This is a genomic window from Streptomyces sp. (genome assembly GCF_031181705.1).
Taxonomy (GTDB): domain Bacteria; phylum Actinomycetota; class Actinomycetes; order Streptomycetales; family Streptomycetaceae; genus Streptomyces.
This window is the reverse complement of sequence record NZ_JAPSKN010000001.1, coordinates 73187-98967: the sequence shown is the minus strand read 5'-3', so window position 1 is coordinate 98967 and position 25781 is coordinate 73187. Positions and strand designations below refer to the sequence as shown.

Sequence of the window (25781 nt, the reverse complement as noted above, 5' to 3'; positions counted from 1 at the left end):
CGCAAACCGACTGTTGCGATGGCACGGGATACAAGTCCCTGCCGCGCCCGCTGTCAATACTTTGTTAAGACATCATTTCACAAGCAGGTCAGAATGTAAGTACAAAGTATTGACAGCGCCGCCCTCCGGGACCTACACCTTGGGAGGCGTCAGGTCCCGTTCCGCCACGCCCCCACCGTGTCAGGGCGTCCCGGGACCCGCATCCCCAGCTTCCCCAGGAGGTCGCGCATGGCCGGGCCGGCACAGTATTTCGATGTGATCACGATGGGCCGCGTCGGAGTCGACCTGTATCCCCTGCAGACCGGCGTCCCGCTGGCCGACGTGGAGACCTTCGGCAAATTCCTGGGAGGTTCCGCGGCCAACGTGGCGGTCGCCGCAGCCCGGCTCGGACGCCGTACGGCGGTGATCACACGCACCGGCGACGACCCCTTCGGCACGTACCTGCACCAGGAGCTGAAGGGCTTCGGCGTCGACGACCGCTGGGTCACCCCGGTCGCCGCGTATCCGACGCCGGTCACCTTCTGCGAGATCTTCCCGCCGGACGACTTCCCGCTGTACTTCTACCGCCGCCCCAAGGCCCCGGACCTGGAGATCCACACCGACGAGCTGGACTTCTCCGCCATCCGCGGGGCCCGCGTCTTCTGGATCACCGGCACGGGCCTGAGCGAGGAGCCCAGCCGCTCCGCCACGCTCGCCGCCCTCGAGGCCCGTGACAAGGCCGGCACCACCGTCTTCGACCTTGACTGGCGCCCCATGTTCTGGCGCGATCCGGAACAGGCCCGCCCCTACTACCGCGAGGCCCTGCGCCACGCCACGGTCGCCGTCGGCAACCTCGACGAGTGCGAGATCGCCACCGGCGTGCGCGAACCGCAGGCCTGCGCGGACGCCCTGCTGGAGGCGGGCGTGGAGCTGGCCGTCGTCAAACAGGGCCCCAAGGGCGTGCTGGCCGTCCACCGGGACGGCGCCCGGGCCGAGGTGCCGCCGGTGCCGGTCGAGGTCGTGAACGGACTGGGGGCGGGCGACGCCTTCGGCGGCTCCCTCTGCCACGGCCTGCTCGCCGGCTGGGACCTGGAGCGGACCATGCGCCACGCCAACGCCGCCGGTGCCCTCGTCGCCTCCCGCCTCGCCTGCTCCTCCGCGATGCCCACCGAGTCCGAGGTCGAAGACCTCCTCGCCGGGGTGCCCGCGCCGAGCCCGAGCCACTGAACGGAGTCTTCCTTGAACATCGGCATCCCCGACCTCGCCCCGGTGCGAGCCCGGCACCCCGAGGCCGTCGCCGAGGCGGCCGCCCGCCGGGCGCGCCGCCCGCTGATCGGCGACAGCGGCCGGCTGATGATCGTGGCCGCCGACCACCCGGCGCGCGGCGCCCTGGGCGTGGGCGACCGGCGCCTTGCCATGGCCAACCGCGCGGACCTGCTCCAGCGCCTGTGCACCGCGCTGTCGCGGCCCGGCGTCGACGGGGTGCTCGCCACCGCCGACATCCTGGAGGACCTGCTCCTGCTCGGCGTGCTGGAGAACAAGGTCGTCATGGGCTCGATGAACCGCGGCGGCCTCGCCGGGGCCGCCTTCGAGATGGACGACCGCTTCACCGGCCACCGCGCCGAGGACATCGCCCGGCTCCGCTTCGACGCGGGCAAGCTGCTGGTCCGCATCGACTACGACGACCCGGGCTCGCTGACCACGCTGGAGTCCGCCGCGCGGGCCATCGACGCCATGGCGGCCCTGCGCCTGCCGCTGTTCGTCGAGCCGTTCCTCTCCCGGCGCGTCGACGGCAGGGTCCGCAACGACCTGTCCGCCGAGGCCGTCACCAAGTCGATCGCCATCGCCTCGGGCCTGGGCGGCACGTCCGCCTACACCTGGCTGAAGCTCCCCGTCACCGACGACCCGGACGACATGGCCGAGGTCCTGGAGACCTCCACACTGCCCGTCGTGCTGCTCGGCGGCGAGGTCGGCGACGACCAGGAGGGCGCCTACGAACGCTGGCGCAAGGCCCTGCGCCTGCCCACCGTCCAGGGCATGGTCGTCGGGAGGTCGCTGCTCTACCCGGCCGAGGGCAGTGTGGAGCAAGCGGTGGACACGGCCGTCGGCCTGCTGTGATCCCGGAGGATGCCATGACGTACCACCTTCCCGCCGGCAAGGCGCTCGGCGGCCCCTACACCGTCGACGTCACGCCCGAGAAGGCAGGCTGGGGCCATTCCGCCCTGCGCGTGCTGGAGCTGCCGCCGGGCGGCTCCCACACCTTCGACACCGGTGACAGCGAGTGGATCGTCGTCCCGCTGAGCGGTGCCTGCACGGTCGTGTCCGCCGACCACCTCGGCCAGGACACCTTCGACCTGCACGGCCGCCCCGACGTGTTCAGTGCGGTGAGCGACTTCGCCTACGTGCCGCGCGACGCCCGCACGACCGTGACCTCGGCGGGCGGCGGCCGGTTCGCGCTGACCGGCGCGCGCTGCACCCGCCGTCTGCCCGCCCGCTACGGCCCGGCCTCCGAGGTCCCCGTCGAGCTGCGCGGCACCGGGAACTGCTCGCGGCAGGTCAACAACTTCGGCGCGGCCGGGGTCTTCGAGTGCGACAAGCTCATCGCGGTCGAGGTGATCACCCCCGGTGGCAACTGGTCGTCGTTCCCGCCGCACAAGCACGACGAGCACCGGCCGGGCGAGGAGTCCGTGCTGGAGGAGATCTACTACTTCGAGTTCGCCGGGCACGACGGCGTCCCCGGCCTCGGCTACCAGCGCGTGACCCCCTCCGGCCCCGGCCGCGACACCGACGTGCTGGCCGAGGTCCGCGACGGGGACGTCGTCCTCATCCCGGACGGCTGGCACGGCCCCTCGATGGCCACCCCCGGCCACCACATGTACTACCTCAACGTCATGGCCGGCCCGGAGGCCGAGCGCGCCTGGCTGATCTGCGACCACCCCGACCACGCCTGGGTCCGCGACACCTGGCCCCACCAGCCGGTCGACCCCCGCCTCCCCCTCTACACCGCCCCGGAGACCTCCGCATGAGCGCCCGCACCCGCCGACTGACCACCGCCCAGGCCCTGGTGCGGTTCCTGTCCGCCCAGTACACCGAGCGCGACGGCGTGCGCCGCCGGCTGATCGCGGGCACCTGGGGCATCTTCGGCCACGGCAACGTCGCCGGGGTCGGCCAGGCGCTGGTCGAGTACGCCGAGGTGATGCCGTTCCACCAGGGCCGCAACGAGCAGTCGATGGTGCACGCGGCGGTCGGCTACGCCCGGCAGCTCAACCGCCTGTCCGCGCAGGCCGTGACGACCTCCATCGGCCCGGGCGCCACCAACCTGGTCACCGGTGCCGCCCTGGCCACGATCAACCGCCTGCCGGTGCTGCTCCTGCCCGGCGACTACTTCGCCTCGCACTCCGCCGACCCGCTGCTGCAGCAGCTGGAGCACCCGGTCGAGGCGGACGTCTCGGTCAACGACACGCTGCGCCCGGTCTCGCGCTACTTCGACCGCATCACCCGCCCCGAGGCGCTGATCCCCTCGGCGCTCCAGGCGATGCGCGTGCTGGCCGACCCGGCCGAGACCGGCGCCGTCACCCTCGCCCTCCCCCAGGACGTGCAGGCGGAGGCGTACGACTGGCCGGAGGAGTTCTTCACCGAGCGCGTGTGGCCCGTACGGCGTCCCGCGCCCGACCCGGTGGAGCTGTCGGCGGCCGTGGAGGCGATCCGGTCGGCCGCGCGGCCGCTGATCGTGGCGGGCGGCGGCGTCCACCACAGCGAGGCCGAGGAGGCGCTGCAGGCGTTCGCGGACGCCACCGGCATCCCCGTCGCCTCGACCCAGGCGGGCAAGGGGTCGCTGCGCCACGACCACCCCGCCGACCTCGGCGGCATCGGCCACACCGGCACGGCCGTCAGCGACGACCTCGCCCGCACGGCCGACCTCGTGATCGGCGTCGGCACCCGCTACACCGACTTCACCACCGCCTCCGGCACGCTCTTCCAGAACCCGGACGTGCGGTTCCTGAACCTCAACATCACCGGCTTCGACGCCCACAAGCTGGCGGCGCGCACGCTGGTCTGCGACGCGAGGACGGGTCTCGAACGGCTCCTTGAGGCACTCGCCGGTCACCGGGTGGGCCAGGAGTACGTGGCCGAGTACCGCGCCGGCAAGGACCGCTGGGACGAGGTCGTCGAGGCCGCCTACCGCGCCGGCGGCGACAGCGCCGTCCCGACCCAGACGCAGGTGCTCGGCGCGCTGGACGCCGTCGTCGGCGACGACGACGTGGTGATCAACGCGGCCGGTTCGCTCCCCGGCGACCTGCACAAGCTGTGGCGCGCGCGCAGCCCGCGCCAGTACCACCTGGAGTACGGCTACTCCTGCATGGGCTACGAGATCCCGGCCGCCATCGGCGTCCAGCAGGCGGCGCCGGGCACGCCGGTGTGGGCGCTGGTCGGCGACGGCACCTACCTGATGATGCCGACGGAGATCGTCACGGCCGTCCAGGAGGGCCTGCCGCTCAACATCGTCCTCATCCAGAACCACGGCTACGCCTCCATCGGCGGCCTGTCTCAGGAGACGGGCGGCGAGCGCTTCGGCACCGCCTACCGCTTCCGGGCCGCCGACGGCACCTTCACCGGCGCCCCGCTCCCCGTCGACCTGGCCGCGAACGCCGCGAGCCTCGGCATGGACGTGCTGCGCGCCAAGACGGTGCGCGAGCTGCGCGAGGCCCTGGCGACGGCCCGCGCCTCCGGCCGGCCGACGTGCGTGTACGTCGAGACCGACCCGGCGCCGACCGCTCCCCCGGCCGAGGCCTGGTGGGACGTGCCGGTGGCCGAGACCGCCGCCCGCGAGGCCGCCGTCGAGGCCCGCGAGCGCTACGACCGCCAGGTGGCCGGCCGCCGCCGCCACCTGTGACCCCCTTCGTTGCTCCCTGGCTCCCCGAAAGGCCCATGCGCACCATGAAGACCATCACCCACTGGATCGACGGCAGGCCCGTCGAAGGCACCTCCGGCCGGTTCGGCCCCGTCTACAACCCGGCCACCGGCGCCCAGGAGAAGCAGGTCGCCTTCGCGACCGCCGCCGAGGTGGACGCCGCGGTCGCCTCCGCCAGGGCCGCCTTCGACAGCTGGGGCCAGTCCTCCCTGGCCAAGCGCACGGCGGTGCTGTTCAAGTACCGCGAGCTGCTGGACGCCCACCGCGACGAGATCGCCGCGCTGATCACCGCCGAGCACGGCAAGGTGCACTCCGACGCCCTCGGCGAGGTCGCGCGCGGCATGGAGATCGTGGAACTGGCCTGCGGCATCTCCGTCCAGCTGAAGGGCGAGCTGTCCACCCAGGTGTCCTCCCGGGTCGACGTCGCCTCGATCCGCCAGCCGCTGGGCGTGGTCGCGGGCATCACGCCGTTCAACTTCCCGGCGATGGTGCCGATGTGGATGTTCCCGCTCGCCATCGCGTGCGGCAACACGTTCGTGCTGAAGCCGTCCGAGAAGGACCCGTCGGCCTCCTTCCGCCTGGCCGAACTGGCCGCCGAGGCGGGCCTGCCGGACGGTGTGCTGAACATCGTGCAGGGCGACAAGACGGCCGTGGACCGCATCCTGGAGCACCCGGACATCGAGGCGGTCTCCTTCGTCGGCTCGACGCCGATCGCGAAGTACATCCAGCTCAAGGCCGTCGAGCACGGCAAGCGCGTACAGGCGCTCGGCGGTGCCAAGAACCACATGCTGGTGCTGCCCGACGCCGACCTGGACCTCGCCGCCGACCAGGCGATCAACGCGGCGTACGGCTCGGCGGGCGAGCGCTGCATGGCCGTGTCGGTCGTGGTCGCGGTCGGCGACACGGGTGACGAACTGGTCGGCAGGATCGCCGAGCGGGCGAAGAACCTGAAGATCGGCCCCGGCACCGACCCGGCGTCCGAGATGGGCCCGCTGATCACCCGCGAGCACCGCGACAAGGTGGCCTCCTACGTGGCGTCGGCCGCCGAGCAGGGCGCCGAGGTCGTCGTCGACGGCACGGGCTTCTCGGTGGACGGCCACGAGGACGGCTTCTTCCTCGGCGTCTCCCTGCTGGACCGGGTGCCGCTGACCGCGGACGCCTACCGGGACGAGATCTTCGGCCCGGTGCTGTGCGTGGTCCGGGCCGAGACCTACGACGACGCCATCAAGCTGATCAACGACTCCCGCTGGGGCAACGGCACCGCGATCTTCACCCGGGACGGCGGCGCGGCCCGCCGCTTCCAGCTGGAGGTCAAGGCCGGCATGGTCGGCGTCAACGTGCCCATCCCGGTCCCCGTCGGCTACCACTCCTTCGGCGGCTGGAAGGACTCCCTCTTCGGGGACCTGCACATCTACGGCAACGACGGCGTCGCCTTCTACACCCAGGGCAAGGTCGTCACCACGCGCTGGCCGGACCCGTCCGACGGCGGCATCAACCTCGGTTTCCCGAGCAACTCCTGACGCCCCGAGGGGGATGCATCCATGGCGAAGACCGGTGACCGGACCCGGACGGCGACCGCCCCCGCGCCGGCCGGACTGGACTTCGCCCTGGACCGGACCACTCCCGTGCCGCTGTACCACCAGCTCGCGCAGCAGCTCCAGGCCGCGATCGAGCACGGCGCCCTCGCCCCGGGCGACCTGCTGGGCAACGAGGTCGGCCTCTCCGCGCGCCTCGGCCTGTCCCGCCCCACCGTCCGCCAGGCCATCCAGTGCCTGGTCGACAAGGGACTGCTGGTGCGGCGGCGCGGGGTGGGCACCCAGGTGGTGCACAGCCGGGTCAGACGCCCCCTGGAGCTGAGCAGCCTCTACGACGACCTGGAGGCGGCCGGGCAGGGACCGACCACACAGGTCGTGCGCAACGAGGTCGTCCCGGCCCCCTGCGACGTGGCGGCGGCGCTCGGCGTGCCCGAGGGCAGCGAGGTCGCGGCCCTGGAACGCCTGCGCCGCGCCCGCGGCCGCCCCGTGGCCCTGCTCCGCAACTACCTCCCGCCGTCCCAGCTCCGCCTCGACACCGCCCGTCTGGAGTCGACGGGCCTGTACCGGATGCTGCGCTCGGCGGGCATCACCCTGCACAGCGCCCGCCAGACGGTCGGCGCCCGCGCGGCCACCCGCGAGGAGGCGGCCCGCCTGGAGGAGACCGCGGGGGCGGCACTGCTCACGATGGAGCGGACGGCGTTCGACGACAGCGGGCGGGCGGTGGAGTACGGCAGCCACATCTATCCGGCGTCGCGGTACACGTTCGACTTCCAGTTGCTGGTGAGGCCTTGACCCCGCCCCGGACCCGGGTACAAGGTCGTACATATACACCGTAAACATACGGTACCCGGACCCATCCGAAGCGGGAGTCTGGCATGGCCCGCAGGAACCCGTCGCCGACCGCCCGAGGAGCGGGTGCCGCATGGGCGCCCTCGACCGTCCTCGTCACCGGCGGCGCCGGTTTCATGGGCAGTCACACCTGCGTCGAGCTGCTGGACCATGGCTACGAGGTGATCGTGGTCGACGACTACTCCAACAGCACGCCGCACGTCTTCGACCGGGTGGAACGGATCGCCGGCCGCTTCGTCGGCGCCGTCTACGAACTGGACATCCGTGATCGGCACGCCCTCTCGGCCGTCTTCGACCGACACTCCGTGGACGCCGTCGTGCACTTTGCCTCGCACAAGGCGGGGGGCTTGTCGACACGGATGCCCGCCACGTACTACGACACCAACGTCGGCGGCACCACCGCGCTGCTGCGGATCATGCACGAGCACGGGGTGCACCGGCTGGTCTACGCCTCCTCCTGCTCGGTCTACGGCGACGCCGGGAGCGGCCCGCACGACGAGACCACACCGGTCCGGCCCGGCACGCCCTACGCCTTCTCGAAGTGGATCTGCGAGGAGGTGTGCGCGGACGTGTGCCGCCGCCATCCCGAGTACACGGTGCTGTGCCTGCGCTACCCCGTCCCGGCCGGGGCCCACCCGAGCGGACTCCTCGGCGAGGTCCCGCGCCACGCCCCGGAGAACCTGCTGCCCTGCCTCGCACAGGTGGCCGTCGGCCGACGCGACAAGCTGTCGGTCTACGGTGCCGACTACCCCACCCACGACGGCACCGGGGTCCGGGACTACCTGCACGTCATGGACGCCGTCGAGGCGCACCGGGTCGCACTGGACCACCTGGCCGACGAGCCGGGCATGCAGGTCTACAACCTGGGGGCGGGTGCCGGCAGTTCGGTCCTGGACGTCGTCGACGCGTTCTCCCGGGCCTGTGGCAGGCCCATCCCGTACGACGTCGCGCCCCGCCGCCCCGGGGACGTCGCCGAGCTCATCGCCGACGCCTCGGCGGTGGGGCGTGCCTGGGGATGGCATCCCACCCGGGACCTGGCCGACGTGTGCCGGGACTCCTGGCGGTTCCAGCGGCTCAACCCGCACGGGTACGAGGACAGCGCGCCGCGGCCGGAGACGAAGGGGTAGGCCCCGTGCGGCCCCCCTCCGGCGGCACCCGTGCGGCGAGCCCCGCCCGGCGCCCGGGCCCGGCCTCCCGCCGGTTCTCCCGGTTCCGGCGCCCGGTGGCCGGACCCGGCGCGACGCCCGCCGTGCCGTCGCCCCCTGACGGCGGGACGGCCGGGTGGCCGGCCCGCCGGCTGATGGGGGGCCACCTCGTGGCGGTCGGCGTGCTCGCCGCTCTCGCCACGGCCGTTGTGGTGCCGCGCACACCGCTGTGGGCCGTCATGGGGCTGACGGGAGCGGCCGCCGTCGTCGCCGGCGTGTGCGTCCACCGGCCCGCGCACCACCGGCCCTGGCTGCTGCTCGCGGCCGGGCTGCTGGCCCTCGCCGCGGGCGACACCTTCTCCGCCCAGGAGATCCGCTTCCCCGCGCCCAACGCGTTCCCCGCCCCGGCGGACGTCTGCCGTTGGCTGGCCTACCCCCTGTTCGCCATGGGGCTGGCCGGGCTGGCGCACTACCGCCTGAGAGCCCGTGACCTGGCGGGCCTGCTCGACACCGTGGTCATCACCGCCGGGCTGGCCCTGCCCGTGTGGGTGTACCTGATGCAGCCGCTGGCCCGGACGGAGGGGCTGAGCTGGCAGCAGCGCGCGATCAGCATCGCCTGTCCGATCGGGGACGTCCTGATGCTGACGCTGCTGGTCCCGCTCCTCTTCCGTGACCGCGCAGCCGGGACGGACCGCTCCCTCCAGCTGCTCGCCCTGGGCGCGCTCGCCCTGCTCGGCTTGGACGTCGCCCACAGTGTCCTGCAGCTCAACGGCGCCTGGCAGCCGGGCACCCTGCCGGACTCCGGCCGGATCGTGTTCTACACGGCCTGGGGACTCGCCGCGCTGCACCCCTCCATGGCACGGCCGGCCGTCCGGGAGCCCCCGCCGCCGGCCCTGCTGCCGCCCCGGCACCGGCTGCTGCTGCTCGCCACCGGCACCCTCGTCCCGCCCGCGATCCTCGTCCACGAGGAGAGCCTGGGCCTGGCCTACGACGCGACCGTGCTGGCGGCGTTCTCCGGTGTGCTGTTCCTGCTGGTGATCCTCCGGCTGACGTTGATGGTCGTCGCGCACCGCCGGGCCATGACGCGGGAGCTGGCCCTGCGCACCGCAGCCGCGTCCCTGGTCGGCACGGTCTGGCCGGCGGAGATCGAACGGGTCTGCGACGAGGCGGTCACCGCCCTGTTCAGGCCGCCGGGCCGGCACATGACCCTGCTGCTGACGTCCGGGGAGGCCCGGGAGCTGTACGCGCGTCTGGCGCGCTGTCCCACCTGGGCCGAACGGCCCGGCGCCACGCGCCGCGGGTCCGCCGAGGCGGCCCGGGGCCGCACCGTCATGGTTCCCGTCGACGCGCTCGGGCCCGCAATCGCCGCCCGGCTCGGTGAGCTGCCGGCCGCCCTGCTCTGCCCCATGGTCCCGCCCGAGCACCCGGCCGGCAGCGAGCTCCCGGGCGCACTGCTGGCGGCGGGCTCAAAACGGCAGCTCGATGAGATGCGCGGCTCCCTGGAGCTGCTCGCCTCGCACGCGGGGCTCGCGACGGAACGCATCGCGCTGCGGCGGGAGGTCATCCGCAAGGAGAGCGAGGCGTACTTCCGCACGCTCGTGCACAACGCCTCGGACATCATCCTCATCGTCGACGACGACACCACCGTCCGCTACGCCAGCCCGTCCGCGCCGAGCGTGTTCGGCAGCGCCGAACTCACCGGCCTTCGCCTGCCGGACCTGGTGGATCCCCGGGAGCGCGAGCGGGTCGTGCAAACCCTGCACACCGTGCTGCACCACGGCCCGCAGGAGGCGCACGACAGTTGGCGGGTCCTGCGCGAGACGGGCGGCATCGAAGTGGAGGTGCGCTGCCGCGACCTGCGCCGGGAACCCACCGTGGGCGGGCTGGTCGTCACCCTGCGGGACGTCACGGAGCAGCGGCAGCTGGAGCGTGAACTCACCCGCAGGGCCTTCCACGACCCTCTGACCGGCCTGCCCAACCGCGCCCTGCTGCTGGAGCGGACCGAACGGGCGCTGCGCCGGGGCCTGAGGGAGTCGACGACGACCTGCCTGCTCTTCATCGACCTGGACGACTTCAAGATCGTCAACGACACGCTCGGACACTCGGCCGGCGACCGACTGCTGTGCGCCGTCGCCGAGCGGCTGTCGGGATCGCTGCGCCGCACCGACACCGCGGCGCGCCTCGGCGGCGACGAGTTCGCCGTGCTGATGGAGGGGGCGCAACAGCCCCTCGACGCGGAGGTGCTGGCCGACCACGTGGTCCGCACGCTGAGCCGGCCCTTCCGTCTGGACGCGGAGACGGTGAGCGTCTCGGCCAGCGTGGGCGTGGCCACGGCGCAGGACAGCGCGGACGCCGGTGGCCTGCTGGCACTGGCCGATCTGGCCCTCTACGCGGCCAAGTCGTCCGGCAAGCGCACCTGGCGCCGGTTCCGGCCCCAGCAGCGGATGCGGGCCGTGGAGCGCCACGAGTTGCAGGTGCGGCTCGACCGGGCCGTCAGCGAGGAGCAGTTCGGCGTGCGCTACCAGCCGGTGGTGGACATCGCGTCCGGTGCGGTCGTGGGCTTCGAGGCCCTGGTCCGCTGGCCGGAACTCGGCCCCGATCCGGTCCCGCCGGGGCAGTTCATCCCGCTCGCCGAGGAGACCGGCCACATCTTCGCGCTGGGCGCCTGGGTGCTGCGCAGGGCGACGGCCGACCTCGCCCGGCTCCAGCACCGCACGCCGGGGTTCGAGCCGCCGTACCTCAGCGTCAACGTGTCCGCGCGGCAGTGGCGGGACACCAGCTTCGTGGACGAGGTGTGCACCGCCCTGGACACGACCGGCCTGGCCGCGGGCACCCTGCAGGTGGAACTCACCGAGTCGGTGCTCATGCGGCGGACCGAGCAGATCGACGCGCAGATCCGGGCCCTGACGGATCGTCAGGTGCGCATCGCGGTGGACGACTTCGGCACCGGTTTCTCCTCGCTGCGCTATCTCCGCGACTTCCCCATCGACGTCCTGAAGATCGACAAGTCGTTCATCGACGGCATACCGCAGGACCCCCAGCAGGTGGCCCTGGTCGAGGGCATCGTCCGTCTCGCGGGCACGCTGGACCTCCAGGTGATCGCGGAGGGCATCGAGGAGGAGCCGCAGCGGGAACTGCTGGCGGGCCTCGGGTGCCGCTACGGGCAGGGCTTCCTGTTCGCCCGGCCGATGACGCTGGAGCAGGGCGAGGCCGCGCTGCGGCGGCGGAACGAAGGCCGAAGGCCGGCGGGCTGACACCGGGTACCGCCCGGCGGTGCGCCGCTGAGCGAACAGCTCGCCGTGTACCGCCCACCGTCCGGCCGTGTGCGCAAGGGCCGCCGGCTTCACTCCCGGGCGGCTCCCGGACCGCATCGGCTCCACGCGGACGCCGGTGACAGGCCGAACGCCGTCTCCACCAGGGCGACATGGCTGAACGCCTTGGGTGCGTTGCCCAGTTGGCGGCCGGCGTCCGGGTCCCACTGCTCGGACAGCAGGCCGACGTCGTTGCGCACGGCGAGCACCCGGTCGAAGACCTCCCGGGCCTGCTGCCTGCGCCCCGTGGCGGCGAGGGCGTCGGCGTACCACAGGGAGCAGGAGACGAACGCGCCGTCGGAGCCGGCCGGCCGGCCCGGCCCGGAGCCGTCCTCGTCGAACCGCCGGAGGAATCCGCCGTGCCCGAGCCGGGCCAGGGCCCGTACCGTGCCGCGCACCCGCTCGTCCCGGCCGGGCAGGAAGCCGACCCGGGGTATGAGCAGCGCCGAGGAGTCGAGGCCGGAGGCACCGTAGGACTGCACGAAGGACCGCTGGGCCGTGTCCCAGCCCTCCCGGCAGATCTGCCGGTGCACCTCGTCGCGCAGCGCCCGCCACTGCCCCGAGGAGCCGTTGCGTCCGAGCAGCTCGCCCATGCGCACGGCCCGGTCGGCGGCCACCCACACCATGACCTTGGAATGGACGAACTGGCGGCGCGGGCCGCTCGTCTGCCACAGCCCCTGGTCCGGCTCCCGCCAGTGCCGCAGCAGGAATCCCATGAGCGAGTCGACCAGTTCCCAGACATGGGCGGGCATCGGGATCCCCGCGCGCAGCGACAGCCACAGCGTGTCCATGACCTCGCCGTACACGTCCAGCTGGAAGAAGCCCACGGCCGAGGTGCCGAACCGCACGGGGCGCGAGCCGTCGTAACCCGTAAGCCAGGGCGCCTCGGTCTCGGGCAGCAGCCGCTGGCCCTTCACGCCGTAGACGGACTGCAGGCCGGCGGGGTCGCCGGCGACGGTACGCACCAGCCAGTCCAGCCAGGCGGTGGCCTCGTCCCGGTAGCCGCTGCGCAGCAGGCACGACAGGGTCTGGGTGGAGTCGCGCAGCCAGCAGAACCGGTAGTCCCAGTTGTGCTCGCCGCCGATGGTGCCGGGCAGGGAGGTGGTGGGGGCGGCGACGATGGCGCCCGTGGGGGCGTAGGTGAGGGCTTTGAGCGTGATGAGGGACCGCACCACGGCCTCCCGCCACGGCCCCCGGTAGCGGCACCTTCCGGCCCAGCGGCGCCAGAAGTCGACGGTCTCCTTCAGGGCGGTCTCCGCCGGGACGGACAGGGGTGGGGGTGGCGCGGGCCGGTGGGAGGGGGTCCACCCCAGGGTGAGAGCCAGCCGGCGCCCGGCCGTGACGGTGAACTCCCAGACGGTGGCGTCCTCGTCGCCCCGGTCCCGTACCGGGCCGTCACCGCCGAGCCAGACGGCGTCGGGGCCGGCGACCGCGACGGTGCAGTGGCCGACGTCCCGGACCCAGGGCACGATCCGGCCCTGGTGGAAGCGGAGTCGCAGTTCGCTGCGCAGGTCCACGGTGCCCGACACGCCCTCGACCAGACGGACGATGCAGGGCACGTCGGCCCGTGGCGGCATGAAGTCGGTGACGCGCACGATCCCGGTGGGCGTCCGCCACAGGGAGTCCATGACCAGCGTGTCGGCCCGGTAGGAGCGGTGCGCGCAGGTGCCGCCCGCAACCGGAGCGAGACGCCAGCGGCCGTTGTCCGGCGAGCCCAGCAGGGCCGCGAGGCAGGCCGGGGAGTCGAAGCGGGGCAGACAGAGCCAGTCGACCGACCCGTCCCGGCCGACCATGGCGGCCGTCTCCAGATCGCTGATGAGGGCGTAATCCTCGATGGGTGCGTTCATGATCGCGGGCTACGCCACCGTGCACTTTGCCGTTCCCACGCTACGCCGGTCGCAGCGTCCGGGACAGGGGCCCGGACGCGGACAGCACAGAGCCCTTGACCTGGGGAGCAAAAAGGGCAATATGTACGTATACGCCGTAAACGTATGGCGCCTTCTCTCCGGAGACGCTCCACCGGAGGACACCGGCATCATGAAGATCAAGCACTACCCGCCCGAGCGCCCCTCCCCCGCCACGCAGTCCGACGACCACGGCGCCTCCCCGGACCGGGCCACCCACCCCCTGCGCCGGGCCGGGGACCGCCCCCCGCCCCGGGCCACGGTGAGTCTGGTCGTTCCCGCCCGCAACGAGGCACGCAACATCCCCTGGGTCTTCGAGCAGATCCCGGACTGCGTCGACGAGGTCATCCTGGTCGACGGGGACTCCGTCGACTGCACGGTGCACATGGCGATCCGGTGCCTGCCGACGGTCCGCCACGTCGAGCAGAGCGGCCCCGGCAAGGGGAACGCCCTGCGCACCGGCTTCCTCTCCGCGACCGGCGACCACATCGTCATGATGGACGCGGACGGCAGCATGCTGCCCGGGGAGATTCCGCACTACCTGCACTTCCTCGACAACGGCTTCGACTTCGTCAAGGGCTCCAGGTTCATCGCCGGCGGCGGCTCGCTCGACATCACCCCCGTTCGCCGGCTCGGCAACCTGGTGCTCCTGGCCGCCGTCAACCACCTCTACGACGCCACACTGACGGACCTGTGCTACGGGTTCTGCGCCTTTCGCCGTGACTTCCTCGACGATCTCGACCTGCACTCGTCCGGCTTCGAGATCGAGACCGAGATGATCGCCCACGCCCTGCGCTCGGGCCTGCGCATCGCCGAGGTTCCGAGTCTGGAACTGCCGCGGCGCAGCGGCCATTCCCATCTGCACGCGATATCCGACGGCCGCCGGGTGCTGCGGACGCTCCTGTCCGAACGGCCCGGGGCCCGGACCGCCGCGCCGGCCGGACGGCGCCCGGCATGAGTGTCGCCCGCAGAGCTCCGGCCGGACCTCGCGCGGCGGCGGATCCGGTCCTGCCGGAGAGGGCACACACCCCCGTCGGGGTCGTCGACGTGGATCTCGCGCGGCCGTACGAGTTCCGTCCCCCCGCAGGGCCCGGACCGATCCGCCCCACGGCGCCGGTGCTGGCCCTGGTGCGACTGCACGGCCGCCCCCTGGGCCTGGTCGGCGCGGCCGGCGGGTCCCCCGAGGACCTGTGGCGGTCGGTGGCCGACACCGCCCGGCGGCGGTTTTCGCTGTCGCGTGACCCCTCTCCCGCCCGGGCGTCCGCGCCGGCCTCGCCGTCCATCAGCGTGATCGTCGCGACACACGACCGGCCCGGGATGCTCCGCGCGTGCCTGGAGTCCCTGCTGCGGGTGGAGTACCGGAACTTCGAAGTGATCGTCGTGGACAACGCCCCGGGCGACGACGCGGCCGAGCGACTGGTCCGCGGCACCTACGGGGGACGGGTGCGCTACGTACGGGAACCGGTGGCGGGCCTGGCCCGCGCGCACAACCGGGGCCTGGCCGCCGCCCGCGGCGAGATCGCCGCCTTCACCGACGACGACACCCTGGTCGACCCGGGCTGGCTCGCAGCGCTCGCGGAGGGCTTCGCCCAGGACCCCCGCGTCGGGTGCGTGACCGGGCTCATCGTCCCGGCCGAACTGGAGACGCCCGCCCAGGCCGCCCTGGAGCGACACGGCGGCTTCGCCAAGGGGTACACGCCGCGCGTGTGGTCCCTGCACCACCCGCCGCGGGACCCGTTGTTCCCCTTCACGACGGGGCGCTTCGGTTCGGGCACCAACATGGCCTTCCGGATCGCCACCCTGCGGGCGCTGGGCGGCTTCGACCCGGCCACGGGCACCGGGACCCCCGCGCGCGGCGGGGACGACCTGCTCGCCTTCTTCCGGGTCCTGGCCACCGGGCAGGCACTTGCCTACCGGCCGCAGGCCCTCGTCTGGCATCGCCACCGCCGCACGCAGGACGCCCTGCGCGCACAGGCGTTCGGCTACGGAGCCGGGCTCGGCGCGTACCTCACCGGCGCCCTGGTCAACGAACCCCGGATGCTTCCGGCCCTGTTGCGCAGGCTGCCCCGGGGCATCCGGTACGCCCTGGTCCAGGCGCGCGGCAAGGCGGAGGCGGCGACGAACACCGCGCGGTCCCGAGAGCTGTCCCGCCTGGAACTGTGCGGGCTGCTGTACGGGCCGGTCGGCTATCTGCGCAGTCGCCGCCGCAACCGCAGCAGCCGGCCCTGAGGAGAGAGCGTGCACACGGCCCAGGAGACGGCCGACCGGCCCGAGGACACGGCTACGCCGGATCGGGGACGGTCGCTGACCACGGTGGTGCGCGCCGGGATCGCCCGCGTCCTGCCCAGCGAGCCCCTGGTGCGCAACGGCCACCTGCTGGCGGTCGGTTCCCTGGTCAACGCGGGAGTCGGCGCGGTCTTCTGGCTGTTCGCCGCCCACTGGTACGACGACGAGGTCGTGGGCGTGAGCTACTCCGCGCTGTCCGCGTCCCTGCTCCTGGCCAACATCGGCCAGCTCAACCTCAACGACTTCCTGATCCGGTTTCTGCCGTGCTCCGGACGGCAGACCCGGAAGCTGCTGCTCACCTGCTACGCGGTGACCGCCTCGTGGAGCGCCCTGGTCTGCCTCGTCTTCGTCCTCCTCGTCCCCGCGCTCTCACCCGAACTGGCCTTCCTGCGGGATCCCCTGGTCGCCGTCTGGTTCGTGGCGGCGACCGCCGCGTACACCATCTTCGTCCTGCAGGACGGGGCGCTGACGGCGATGCGCCGCCCCGGCTGGGTCGTGGCCGAGAACATGGTCTTCGCGTTCGTCAAGATCCTGCTTTTGGCCGGCGGCGCCTTCCTGGCCCTGCGGACCGGGATCCTGCTGTCCTGGGCGGGAGCTCTGCTCGTCTCCCTCCTCGTCGCCAACTGCCTTCTGCTGCGGTGGGCGGTGCCGCGCCACGAGCGGGAGCACCCCGACGCCGTGCGCCCGCCGCGGCTGCTGAGCTACGCGGCGGCCGACTACGCCGGCAGCCTGTTCCGCATGGCCGCCTACACGCTCGTGCCCCTGATGGTGCTGAACGCCCTCGGGGCGAAGCAGAGCGCCTACTTCTCGCTCGCCTGGATCATCGGCTACGTGCTGTTCCTCGTCGTGCGCAACATGGGCAGCTCGCTGGTCGTCGAGGTGGTGCGCCGCCCCGAACGGCTCGCGGAGCACGGGGCGCGGGTGCTGCGCCACTCCGGGATGATGCTGGCCGCCGGTGTCGCCGTGATCGTCGCGGGGGCCCCGTGGATCCTGGAGCTGTTCGGGCCCGGCTACGCCGAGCACGGCACCACCCCGCTGCGGCTGCTGGCCCTCGCCGCACTGCCCAACCTGGTGTTCAGCGTGGCCGTCGACGTACTGCGGGCCGGGCGCCGCATGCGCCCGGTGGTCGGACTCCAGATCGCCCTGTGCGTGCTGGTTCTCGGACTGGTCCAGCTGCTGCTGCCGGTCCTCGGGGTGTCGGGCGCCGGAGTCGCCTGGCTGGCTGCGGAGTGCCTGATCGCCGCCCCCCTGCTGATCTGGCGGTCCCGCTGGCTGGTGCCCGCCTCCGGGAGCACGCCATGATCTCCGGGAGAACGTCGTGAACACCGCCTTGAGCCTCTCTGTCGTCGTGTGCGCCTACACGCTCGATCGCTGGGAGGAGCTGCAGGCCGCTGTCGTCTCCGTCCAGTCCCAGCGCCGTCCGCCGGAGGACATCGTGCTGGTCGTCGACCACTGCCCCGAGCTCCAGCGGCTGGCCGGCCGTATGCTGCACGGCGTCCGGGTGCTGCCCAACCGGCAGCGCAAGGGCCTGTCCGGCGCCCGGAACACCGGCGTCGAGGCGGCCGTCGGGGACGTGGTGGCCTTCCTCGACGACGACGCGACCGCCCACCCCTCATGGACGCAACGCCTGCTGAGGGACTACCGCGACCCGCGGGTCGCCGGAGTGGGCGGGCTCGTCCTCCCGTGGTGGGAGACCGACCGTCCCGCCTGGTTCCCCCCGGAGTTCGACTGGGTGGTCGGCTGCTCGTACCGCGGCCTGCCGGAAGAGCTGGCGCCGGTGCGCAACTTCATCGGGGCCAACATGTCGTTCCGCAAGGACGTGCTCCGCACGGCCGGTGGCTTCCGGACGGACCTGGGACGGGTGGGTACCCGGCCCCTGGGCTGCGAGGAGACCGAACTGTGCCTGCGCATCACCTCCCGCCGCCCGGACGCCGTCCTGCTCCACGACCCCTCGGCCGCCGTCCGGCACCGGGTCCCCGCCGCACGCGCCACATGGTCGTACTTCCGGGCGCGCTGTTACGCCGAGGGCCTGTCCAAGGCCCTGGTGGCCCGGTACGGCGACGGCTCCGCCGCCCTGTCCAGCGAGCGCGCCTACCTCACGACGACCATCCCGCGCGCCTTCCGGGACGCCCTGCGCCCGGGCCGGCCCGCTCCGGCCCGTACCGCCCTCGCCCTGGCTCTCGGCGTCGGTGCCACGTTCCTGGGATACGCCGTGGGCTCGGTGCGCGCCCGGCGCTCCGCCGTCCGCCCGCCCCGCCGAACCGCCGAACCGCCCTGCCGCGCGCCGGGGAAGGAGAGCCCGGTATGACGTACCAGCCCGTCCCCGTCTTCGTGTACCACTCGGTGTCCGTCGACCCGCCCCCGTGGATCGCCCCGTTCACGGTGAGCCCGCGCGTCTTCGCCGGACAGCTCGACCTCATGGCGGACAACGGTCTGCAGGTCGTCCCGCTGCGGCGGCTGGTCGCCGCGCTGCGCGGCGGTCCGCCGCTGCCGGCCCGGTCGGCCGTGCTGACCTTCGACGACGGGTTCGCCGACTTCCACACCACCGTGGCACCGCTGCTCGCCGCCCGGGGCCTGCCCGCGACCCTCTACGTCACCACGGGCACGCTGGGCGGGGCGTCCCGGGCGGCGGAGAGCGGCAGTCTCCTCCCGCCCGCGCCCATGCTGACCTGGCGACAGGTCCGGGAACTGGACCCGTGCGTCGAGATCGGCGGGCACACCCGGACCCATCCGCAGCTGGACGCCCTCCCCCGGCAGGCCGCCCGGGAGGAGATCGAGGACTGCAAGGCCCTGCTGGAGGACGTCCTCGGGCATCGCGTCGGCGCCTTCGCCTACCCCCACGGCTACAACGACCGCGCGGTGCGTCGCCTGGTGGAGGAAGCGGGCTGGACCTCGGCGACCGCCGTCCGGTACGGCTTCAGCTCCGTCGCGGACGAAGTGCTGCGCATCGCCCGGCTGATGGTGCGCGCCGACACTCCGCCGGACCGGTTCCTGGCCTGGGTGCGGGGCACGGGCGCACCGGTGGCGCCGTTCCCGGAGCGGACCCGTACCCGGGCCTGGCGGGGCTACCGGCGGCTGCGAGCCGGCCTCGACCGTCCCCACCCGGCGCCGACGCCCGCCCGATGACCGGCCCGTCCTCGTCCCCGGCCGGCCCTACCGCTGCCAGACGCGCACCCAGTCCACCGTCATCACGGCGGAGTCGACGGACGGGGGCGGCGACCGGGGCACTCCCACGGCCAGGTTGATCAGGACCTCCATGGGCACGTGCGGGATCCGCTCGGGCTCGGTCACGCGGAACCTGCGCACGCCGTCGACGTACCAGCTCACCTCGTCGGGGGTCCACAGCATGCCGAAGACGTGGTGCCTCTCGGGGAACGGGACGGGCCCGAACGTCCCCCGCTCCCGCTGGTCGCCCTCCGGGCTGCGCCAGTGCGTGTACATCATGACCTGGTCGGTGCGCTCGAAGAACTCCATGATGTCCAGCTCGGGCGGTGTGAACCTGGACGCCGGCATCATCCAGAACGCGGGGAACATCCCCTCCTGGGAGGGGATCCGGACGGACGCCTCGAAGTATCCGTACGTGAACACGTGACGGGGCTCGCCGTACCAGTCGTCCCGGCCGGTCGAGATCATGCCGGACCGCCACGGGTAGGTCTCGCCGTCGCTGCCGCGGGTGGAGCGCCGCTCGGCGTCCAGCCTCAGATGCCCGTCGCCGACGGAGACCTGACCGGGCAGGTACCACTGCTTCTCGTCGTTGCCGCTGTTGGTGCACCCGTCCTCGTTCCAGTCGTAACAGGTGGTCCAGCGCTCCGTGTCGAGTTCGGAGCCGTCGAACTCGTCACGGAAGGCCAGATCCCACTCCTGCGGAACGGGTTTCGGCCTGGGCGGTGTCTCCGTTTCGGTGGCACCGCAGCCGGCGGCCAGCACCAGCGTCGTCGCCAGAGCGGCCAGGGCGGCACGAAGCCGTCGCGCCGGCACGGGGCTACCGCCGTTTCCCGGCCGCGACGGCGGCGGTGAGGCGGCGGACGGCGGACGCGGTGCCGGAGACGGACCGCAACAGCGGCCCCAGGCCGGGGGCCGTGGTGAAGCCGGTGAAGTACAGACCGGCCGTGGAGGACTCGAACCCGGAGAACAGCGGGCCGCCGGGGCGGCCGCCCGCTCGCCCGCGCGGCGGCGCGGCTCCGTGCGCCCGCCGTGGGCCGCCCTCGACGCGGCCGTCCGGCCGGCCCGGGTCCCACGGGGCGCCGGGCCGTTCACGGGACGGCGACCGGACCGTGACGCCCGGACCGTACCCGGTGTCCGCCGTGGGACCGGGCCGGGTGAGGGACGGCGGAGGTGTGTCGTCGGGGCCGGCGCGCCGGGCCGGAGGCCGGCGGCGGCCCCGTGCGGGCAGCAGGGCCAGGACCGATGTCATGGCCGCCAGCGTCATGATCACGCGCGTGGTGGTGAAGGAGCCGCTGAGGTAGAACGGCTCCGCCGCCAGGACCGCCAGGCACAGGCTGAGCGCCACGGACAGGAACGCGGTCTCCACGACGAACGTCCGGCCGCGGTCGTGCCAGGGCGTGGGCCCGGCCCACCGCGTGGCGGCGGCCCCCGGGCACAGCAGCAGGAACACGCACACGATCAGCAGGCGCGCAACGCCCGCGTCCGGCAGCGCCAGGGTCGCGGCGAGAGCGAGCCAGCCGGACAGGGCGAGCGCGATGCGCAGTGGCCATCTCCAGCGCGCCGGAAGACCGGTGGGAGACGTGCTCATGGCGCCTCCTTCGCCTCGGGGTTCTGGTACCGGTAGACCACGGCGTCCTTGCTGCGGAACACCTGCACGAACCCCGCGGTATCGGCCATCGCGGTGTCCATCCGTCGCATGGTGTCGGCGGGAAGGGTGCCGTTGAGGTAGCACTCGGCGGCCTGGGCGCGGCTGAGCACGATGTAGGCGGGTTCGCGGACGGTGGCACCGTCGATGAACGGCTCCAGCCCTTCGATCGGGTCGTTCACCAGCCGCTGCCTGACCGCGACTTCCTGTTCGTTGAGCTGGACCCGCGGATGTCTGTCGTAGTTCATCTCCAGGCCGGGCACGTCCGAGGTGAGGGAGACGATCAGGGATCCGGGGGGCGTGGTGGCCGTGACGAAGTGGGTGGCGGCCACCTCGTCCCTGGTGAACCGGTTCGCCGACTCCTTGCCGTAGTAGCCGAACAGCATGGCGCCGAGCATCGCCAGCAGCAGCGGGGTGGCGACGAGCACACGCAACCGCGGACGCCCGCGAGACTCGAACAACAGTGCGGCGATGAGGAAGGCGGCGGCGGGCAGCGCGAACAGGTAGGCGCGGAAGATCATCTCGCCGCCGTAGGAGTTCGCGATCAGGACCGGCATCGGGGCGAGGACGAGCAGCGGCATGCCGGTACGGCGGGTCCAGCGCCGCACGACGAATCCCAGGGCCGCCAGCAGGAACACCGCGGCTGACAGGCCCCGGTCGACCCAGGAGACCACCACCTGCCCAGGGGCGGCGGAGCCCAGCGCCGCCAGCCCGGAGACCACGTTGGAGTCCGGCTTCAGCAGCGCGCCCACGAACTCGCCCAGGTGGGCGGAGACGAACGGCCGTGCCACCGTGGCGTCCCAGACCACGGTGAGCAGGACCCCGGCGCCCAGAACGGGCAGCAGCACGCGCCGGTTGCGGCGCGGCAGCGACAGCGCGACCAGGGCGCTGACCATCATCAGCGGGGTCAGCGGGTGCGAGCAGACGATCACCGCCATGACCAGCACGACGAGCAGGTACCGGCCGACGGGCCATGCCCTGGCCCGCGGGCCCGGCGGTTGCTCCGCCGCGGCCTTCAACTGCCCCGTGACGAGCGCGATCAGCGTGACGAAGAGCAGGAAAGCGAACGCCTGGGGCGCGAAGTAGTCCTGCCCCACCCACGAGCAGGAGTAGAAGATCCAGGCCGCTCCCCAGACGAGTCTGCGATCGGCGGTCACGGCCCGGTAGATCAGCAGGAGCGGCGCGAGCAGCAGGACGTTGTTGACGGGCGGGGCCCACACCGCGTAGCCGAGGGACGACTCCAGACCCGTGGCCTGTACCACCAGCGCGTTCAGCTGGAAGAAGCCCGGCCACTGGTCGTAGACGTCGAGTTGTGGCGCCCCGGGCACACTGCCGCCGTTGCGGATCATGGCGTCGACGACGGCGACGTGCTTCCACGCCCAGCCGTAGCGGAGGGTCGGATACAGCAGGGCCGGTGTGGCGTGCAGGATCGCGATCAGTCCGAGGACGTAGGCGGCGAACCACCGGCTTCGGGTCCGCCGGTCGGACAGGGCCACGCAGAAACCGACCGCGAGCAGGCCGAGGGCGACCCAGAAGAGCACCGGCAGAACCTGGAGGAGGCCCAGGTCGGTCATGGCGCCCAGGTTCACGTGGCGCAGGGACAGCAGCCAGAGGACGAGCGCGACGGGCAGGGCGGCCCGCGCCACCCACTGCGGTGCGGTGGCGCCCCGCCGGCCGGGCGGTGCGGCGAGCGGCGCACCACCGGGGCGCCGCGTCCCGCCGGTGGCACGCGGCGCCCACTGACCCGTCATCAGCGGGGAACGCTTGCCCATGAAGATGCCCTCCGCACAACGGGTGCGACGACCAGGCCCGGCAGCGCCCTCCGCGCCGCTCCCCCGCACCGGCGTACCAGCACTCCGAACCGGACAACATGCGGCATAAATGCTAAATATTACGTTACTGCCGTTTTGTTCGACCGGCAGCAGCGGGACCACGCGGCGGAGGAGAACAGTGACACCACGGGTGAGGGCACCGTTCCGAACGCGGCACAGCGCGCGGAAACCGCTCGTCGCCGCGTTCGCCGCGCTGGCGATGCTCCTGCCCGTGGCCGCCTGCGGTTCCCCGGGCCGGAGCGACGGTGTCCCCAGGCCGGACCACATCGTGGTGGTCATCGAGGAGAACCGCGGCTACGACGACATCATCGGCTCGCCCGATGCCCCGTACATCAACGAACTGGCCCGCAAGGGCGCCAATCTCACCCAGTTCTTCGCCATCACCTATCCGAGCCAGCCGAACTACCTGGCCCTGTTCTCGGGGTCGACCCAGGGCGTCGACAACGACTGCCCGAACGACTTCTCGTCCCGCAACCTCGCTTCCCAGCTGATCCAGGCCGACCTGACGTTCATCGGGTACGCGGAGAGCCTGCCGAGGGTCGGTTTCAAGGACTGCACCAGCGGCCCGTACGTCCGCCGGCACGCTCCGTGGGTGAACTTCACCAACCTGCCGGACTCCGTCAACCGCCCGTGGACGGACTTCCCCGAGGACTTCTCGGACCTGCCGCACGTCTCCTTCGTGGTGCCGAACCTCGACAACGACATGCACGACGGTGGCGTCGCACGCGCCGACACCTGGCTGCGGGAGAACCTCGGCGACTACGCCCGCTGGGCCATGACCAACAACAGCCTCCTCGTGGTCACCTGGGACGAGGACGAGGGCGGCGAGGAGGAGGACAACCACATCCCGACCGTCGTCGTGGGCGAGCAGGTGAGACCGGGCGAACACGACCAGCCGAACAACCTGTACGGCCTGTTGCGCACGATCCTGGACGCGTACGACCTCGACCCGATCGGGCACAGCGCCGAGGCGGAGCCCCTGGACATCTGGAAGGGCGACGACTGACCCGGCGTCCGTCAGGCGTCCCGGAACCGGATGACGCGCTTGACGGCCGTCCGCAGCCCGAGCTCGACCGCGGAGACGGGCAGCCGCTCCCGCCGGTAACGCGGAGACGGGCGGCCCACCGCTCCGAAGCCCGCCTTGAAGTGCTCCAGTGACGAGCCCGGCGCGGACTCACCCAGGTCGAAGGCCCGGCAGCCCTGCGCGCACGCCTCCTCGATGGCCAGCCGGTACAGCAGCGGGACGGCCCGGACCGGATGGGCCCGGTCCCGGTCCATCGCCGCCCGCCAGAACTTGGCGTGCGGGCCGTGCCGCAGGACGACGATGGCCGCCACGGGCTCCCCGGCGTGCCGTGCGAGCCAGATCGTGCAGCCCTCACCGAACCGGGCGGCCACAGCGGCCAGCCGTTCCCTGGGGAACTCGCGCCGCCTGCGCCACCGGGCCAGCACACGCGGTTCGTGCTGCTGTGCCGCCCAGCGCTCGATGGACCGGTCGTACAGTTCCTCGAAGACGGGCGCGAGCCGGCCGGTGCGGTCGGCCTCGACGTCGAGGTGTGCCTTCTCGGCGCGCCTGACGTCACGGCGGACCCGGGTGTGGAAGCGGTGCTGCCAGACCGCTTCGAAGCCGCCGTCGAGATCCACCGCCTGGTTCATATGGGGTTCCAGGCGGAAACCGCCCGGCGCGGTCCGCTGCCACAGCTCGGCGCCCTGGGGCCGGAAGCGGACGGCGACGCGCAGGGCGGGCCGGCGCTCCAGGTCGGCGAAGAGCGCCCGCGCCTGCTCGGCACCCACGGCCCCGGACGTAACCGGTCCGCCGATTCCCCAGCCGGCCGGCCAGGACTCCTCGGCGTCCAGCCGGCGGGGACGCCGCCCCCTGCCGGCGAGCGGCAGCACGATCCGGCTGCCGTCGGCGAACGCGTAGAGCCTGCTGGCGTCCCGGTACGACCCGGTCTCGCACAGGCAATCCAGCCAGGTCGGTGTCTGGGTGACGCTGATGTCCGCGTCCCGGTCGGCCAGCTCCCACCAGACGGCCCGCGGGGCGGGGGTCGTGACCTGCGCGGGACCGGCCGCGGTGCCGATCGGCGCTGCGGCGTGCGTGTTCACCCCGTCCTCCCGCGGGACGGTGCGCCGCGAACCGGCGCCGTGCCCTCGTCGGCCAGCAGCTCGCCCAGGACGGACACCACGTTGTCCGCCACCCAGCGGTGACTGCGCGCGTACCGGGCCGACTTCTCCAGGTTCCCCGCGACGTGCCACAGCCAGGTCAGCAGCGTCACAGCCGTTTCCGCCCGGGGTCCGGCCTCCAGCGCCCGCGCACCGGCGAGCAGCCGCCGGTCCTCGGACCTGAGGGAGGCGCGCCGCACGACATCGGCGACGACTGCGCCGAACTCCCGTCCGGCGAGCTGGTGCCGCATGGTCAGCACGAAGGTGTGGCAGTCGAGCAGTGAGGGGCCGTCCGGTACGGCACCCGCCCAGTCGATCACTCCGGACAGCGTCTGCCGGCCCTCCGACACCAGCACGTTGCCGGGGTGGAAGTCCGCGTGCGTCCACGCCACCAGCAGCCGGTGCCCGGCCAGCCCGCCCTCCACCCGCTCGCGTACGGCGGCCAGCGCCCTGGCGCCCTCACCCCGGCGGCACCACCGGACCTCCCCGGCGAGCACGGCCAGCCGGGGTTCGACCCAGTCGTCCAGCAGGGGTGTCACCTCCCGCGTCCGGCCGGTGGCACGGTGCAGTTCGCGGATCGCCGCGAGGGCGGACTCGGCCACCCGGCGGGCCAGCGCGGGGGAGCGCCGCAACAGGGCGTCGGCCTCGACGCCCGGCAGGCAGGACTCCACCAGCACCGGCAGCGGCCCCTCCAGGCGGCGCTCCCTCACGACGGGCAGCAGCCGCCGCCACGAGCCGAGCCGCTCGTCCCGGGCCAGCCGCCGCACGGCCTCGCACTCGTGCTCCAGCGAGGCGGCCGCCCGTGGGCTACGGGGATGCTTGACCACGGCGGGTTCCGTGCCGTTGCCGTCGAGCCGGAAGACCAGCAGGTCGGAGAAGGTGCGCCGGGGCCTGTGCGGCGCACCGCCGAGCGGCAGCGAGTCAGCGAGTCTGCGCGCCGCCAGTGCGTCGGCCGGGCGCGTCAGGAGACCGGCGGGACGCAGCGGCAGGAACCCTCTCAGCTCCGCGGTGAACGCCATCCGCCCCTCCCTTCACACACCTCAGCCAAATGCCGCAAA

The 25781-nt window shown here is 73.0% G+C and carries 20 protein-coding genes; 14 read left to right on the top strand and 6 right to left on the bottom strand.

Annotated features, from left to right (window positions below; translation table 11 throughout):
• The first annotated feature begins 228 nt into the window (after positions 1-228).
• The 8 genes from iolC (at position 229) to RIN80_RS00435 (ending at position 11674) form a co-directional block, all read left to right on the top strand.
• On the top strand, positions 229-1206 hold the full coding sequence (iolC, locus tag RIN80_RS00470; protein WP_309093413.1) for a 5-dehydro-2-deoxygluconokinase: 978 nt from the start codon (positions 229-231) through the stop codon (positions 1204-1206).
• Positions 1207-1218: 12 nt separating this feature from the next.
• A complete protein-coding gene (locus RIN80_RS00465; protein ID WP_309093412.1) occupies positions 1219-2097 on the top strand; it encodes a deoxyribose-phosphate aldolase in 879 nt (292 codons plus the stop codon).
• Between the two features lie 14 nt (positions 2098-2111).
• A complete protein-coding gene (gene iolB, locus RIN80_RS00460) occupies positions 2112-3005 on the top strand; it encodes a 5-deoxy-glucuronate isomerase (protein WP_309093411.1) in 894 nt (297 codons plus the stop codon).
• A complete protein-coding gene (gene iolD, locus RIN80_RS00455) occupies positions 3002-4873 on the top strand; it encodes a 3D-(3,5/4)-trihydroxycyclohexane-1,2-dione acylhydrolase (decyclizing) (protein ID WP_309093410.1) in 1872 nt (623 codons plus the stop codon). The genes iolB and iolD overlap by 4 nt, the downstream gene beginning before the upstream one ends.
• Before the next feature lie 44 nt (positions 4874-4917).
• Positions 4918-6411 carry a CoA-acylating methylmalonate-semialdehyde dehydrogenase gene (locus tag RIN80_RS00450; RefSeq protein ID WP_309093409.1) on the top strand — a complete coding sequence of 498 codons (1494 nt, stop codon included), beginning with the start codon at positions 4918-4920 and terminating at the stop codon, positions 6409-6411.
• Between the two features lie 21 nt (positions 6412-6432).
• On the top strand, positions 6433-7218 hold the full coding sequence (locus tag RIN80_RS00445; RefSeq protein ID WP_309093408.1) for a GntR family transcriptional regulator: 786 nt from the start codon (positions 6433-6435) through the stop codon (positions 7216-7218).
• Between the two features lie 83 nt (positions 7219-7301).
• Positions 7302-8402 carry a UDP-glucose 4-epimerase GalE gene (galE, locus tag RIN80_RS00440; protein ID WP_309093407.1) on the top strand — a complete coding sequence of 367 codons (1101 nt, stop codon included), beginning with the start codon at positions 7302-7304 and terminating at the stop codon, positions 8400-8402.
• Between the two features lie 188 nt (positions 8403-8590).
• The gene (locus tag RIN80_RS00435) at positions 8591-11674 is read left to right on the top strand and encodes an EAL domain-containing protein (protein WP_309093406.1); all 3084 of its coding nucleotides are present in this window, start codon (positions 8591-8593) and stop codon (positions 11672-11674) included.
• Positions 11675-11763: 89 nt separating this feature from the next.
• Here RIN80_RS00435 and RIN80_RS00430 read toward each other — a convergent pair whose 3' ends face one another.
• Complete coding sequence (locus RIN80_RS00430; protein ID WP_309093405.1) at positions 11764-13578, bottom strand: glycoside hydrolase family 15 protein; 1815 nt, start codon at positions 13576-13578, stop codon at positions 11764-11766.
• A gap of 190 nt (positions 13579-13768) precedes the next feature.
• Here RIN80_RS00430 and RIN80_RS00425 point away from each other — a divergent pair, with 190 nt between their 5' ends.
• Genes RIN80_RS00425 through RIN80_RS00405 form a run of 5 tightly spaced genes read left to right on the top strand, consistent with a single transcriptional unit; the run spans position 13769 to position 19047 of the window.
• The gene (locus RIN80_RS00425; protein WP_309093404.1) at positions 13769-14593 is read left to right on the top strand and encodes a glycosyltransferase family 2 protein; all 825 of its coding nucleotides are present in this window, start codon (positions 13769-13771) and stop codon (positions 14591-14593) included.
• Positions 14590-15864 carry a glycosyltransferase gene (locus tag RIN80_RS00420; RefSeq protein WP_309093403.1) on the top strand — a complete coding sequence of 425 codons (1275 nt, stop codon included), beginning with the start codon at positions 14590-14592 and terminating at the stop codon, positions 15862-15864. Before RIN80_RS00425 ends, RIN80_RS00420 begins: the two co-directional genes overlap by 4 nt.
• Positions 15865-15873: 9 nt before the next feature.
• Entirely contained in the window at positions 15874-17223 is a 1350-nt protein-coding gene (locus tag RIN80_RS00415; RefSeq protein ID WP_309093402.1) for a hypothetical protein, read from the top strand.
• A 16-nt stretch (positions 17224-17239) separates the two neighbouring features.
• Positions 17240-18229, top strand: a complete 990-nt coding sequence (locus RIN80_RS00410; protein ID WP_309093401.1) for a glycosyltransferase family 2 protein — start codon at positions 17240-17242, stop codon at positions 18227-18229.
• Entirely contained in the window at positions 18226-19047 is an 822-nt protein-coding gene (locus tag RIN80_RS00405) for a polysaccharide deacetylase family protein (RefSeq protein ID WP_309093400.1), read from the top strand. The genes RIN80_RS00410 and RIN80_RS00405 overlap by 4 nt, the downstream gene beginning before the upstream one ends.
• A gap of 27 nt (positions 19048-19074) precedes the next feature.
• Here RIN80_RS00405 and RIN80_RS00400 read toward each other — a convergent pair whose 3' ends face one another.
• Genes RIN80_RS00400 through RIN80_RS00390 form a run of 3 tightly spaced genes read right to left on the bottom strand, consistent with a single transcriptional unit; the run spans position 19075 to position 22503 of the window.
• Positions 19075-19899, bottom strand: coding sequence for a glycoside hydrolase family 16 protein (locus RIN80_RS00400; RefSeq protein ID WP_309093399.1), 825 nt, complete (start codon positions 19897-19899; stop codon positions 19075-19077).
• Between the two features lie 4 nt (positions 19900-19903).
• The gene (locus tag RIN80_RS00395; protein WP_309093398.1) at positions 19904-20674 is read right to left on the bottom strand and encodes a hypothetical protein; all 771 of its coding nucleotides are present in this window, start codon (positions 20672-20674) and stop codon (positions 19904-19906) included.
• Positions 20671-22503, bottom strand: a complete 1833-nt coding sequence (locus tag RIN80_RS00390) for a glycosyltransferase (RefSeq protein ID WP_309093397.1) — start codon at positions 22501-22503, stop codon at positions 20671-20673. Before RIN80_RS00390 ends, RIN80_RS00395 begins: the two co-directional genes overlap by 4 nt.
• 190 nt (positions 22504-22693) lie before the next feature.
• Between RIN80_RS00390 and RIN80_RS00385 the strand changes: the two genes are divergently transcribed.
• Complete coding sequence (locus RIN80_RS00385) at positions 22694-23569, top strand: alkaline phosphatase family protein (protein ID WP_309093396.1); 876 nt, start codon at positions 22694-22696, stop codon at positions 23567-23569.
• Positions 23570-23580: 11 nt separating this feature from the next.
• On the opposite strand, the gene RIN80_RS00380 is transcribed toward RIN80_RS00385, so the two are convergent.
• A complete protein-coding gene (locus RIN80_RS00380) occupies positions 23581-24666 on the bottom strand; it encodes a GNAT family N-acetyltransferase (RefSeq protein ID WP_309093395.1) in 1086 nt (361 codons plus the stop codon).
• Positions 24663-25742 (bottom strand): aminoglycoside phosphotransferase family protein, encoded by a 1080-nt coding sequence (locus RIN80_RS00375; protein ID WP_309093394.1) that lies wholly within the window; start codon positions 25740-25742, stop codon positions 24663-24665. The genes RIN80_RS00380 and RIN80_RS00375 overlap by 4 nt, the downstream gene beginning before the upstream one ends.
• Between the last annotated feature and the right edge of the window lie 39 nt (positions 25743-25781).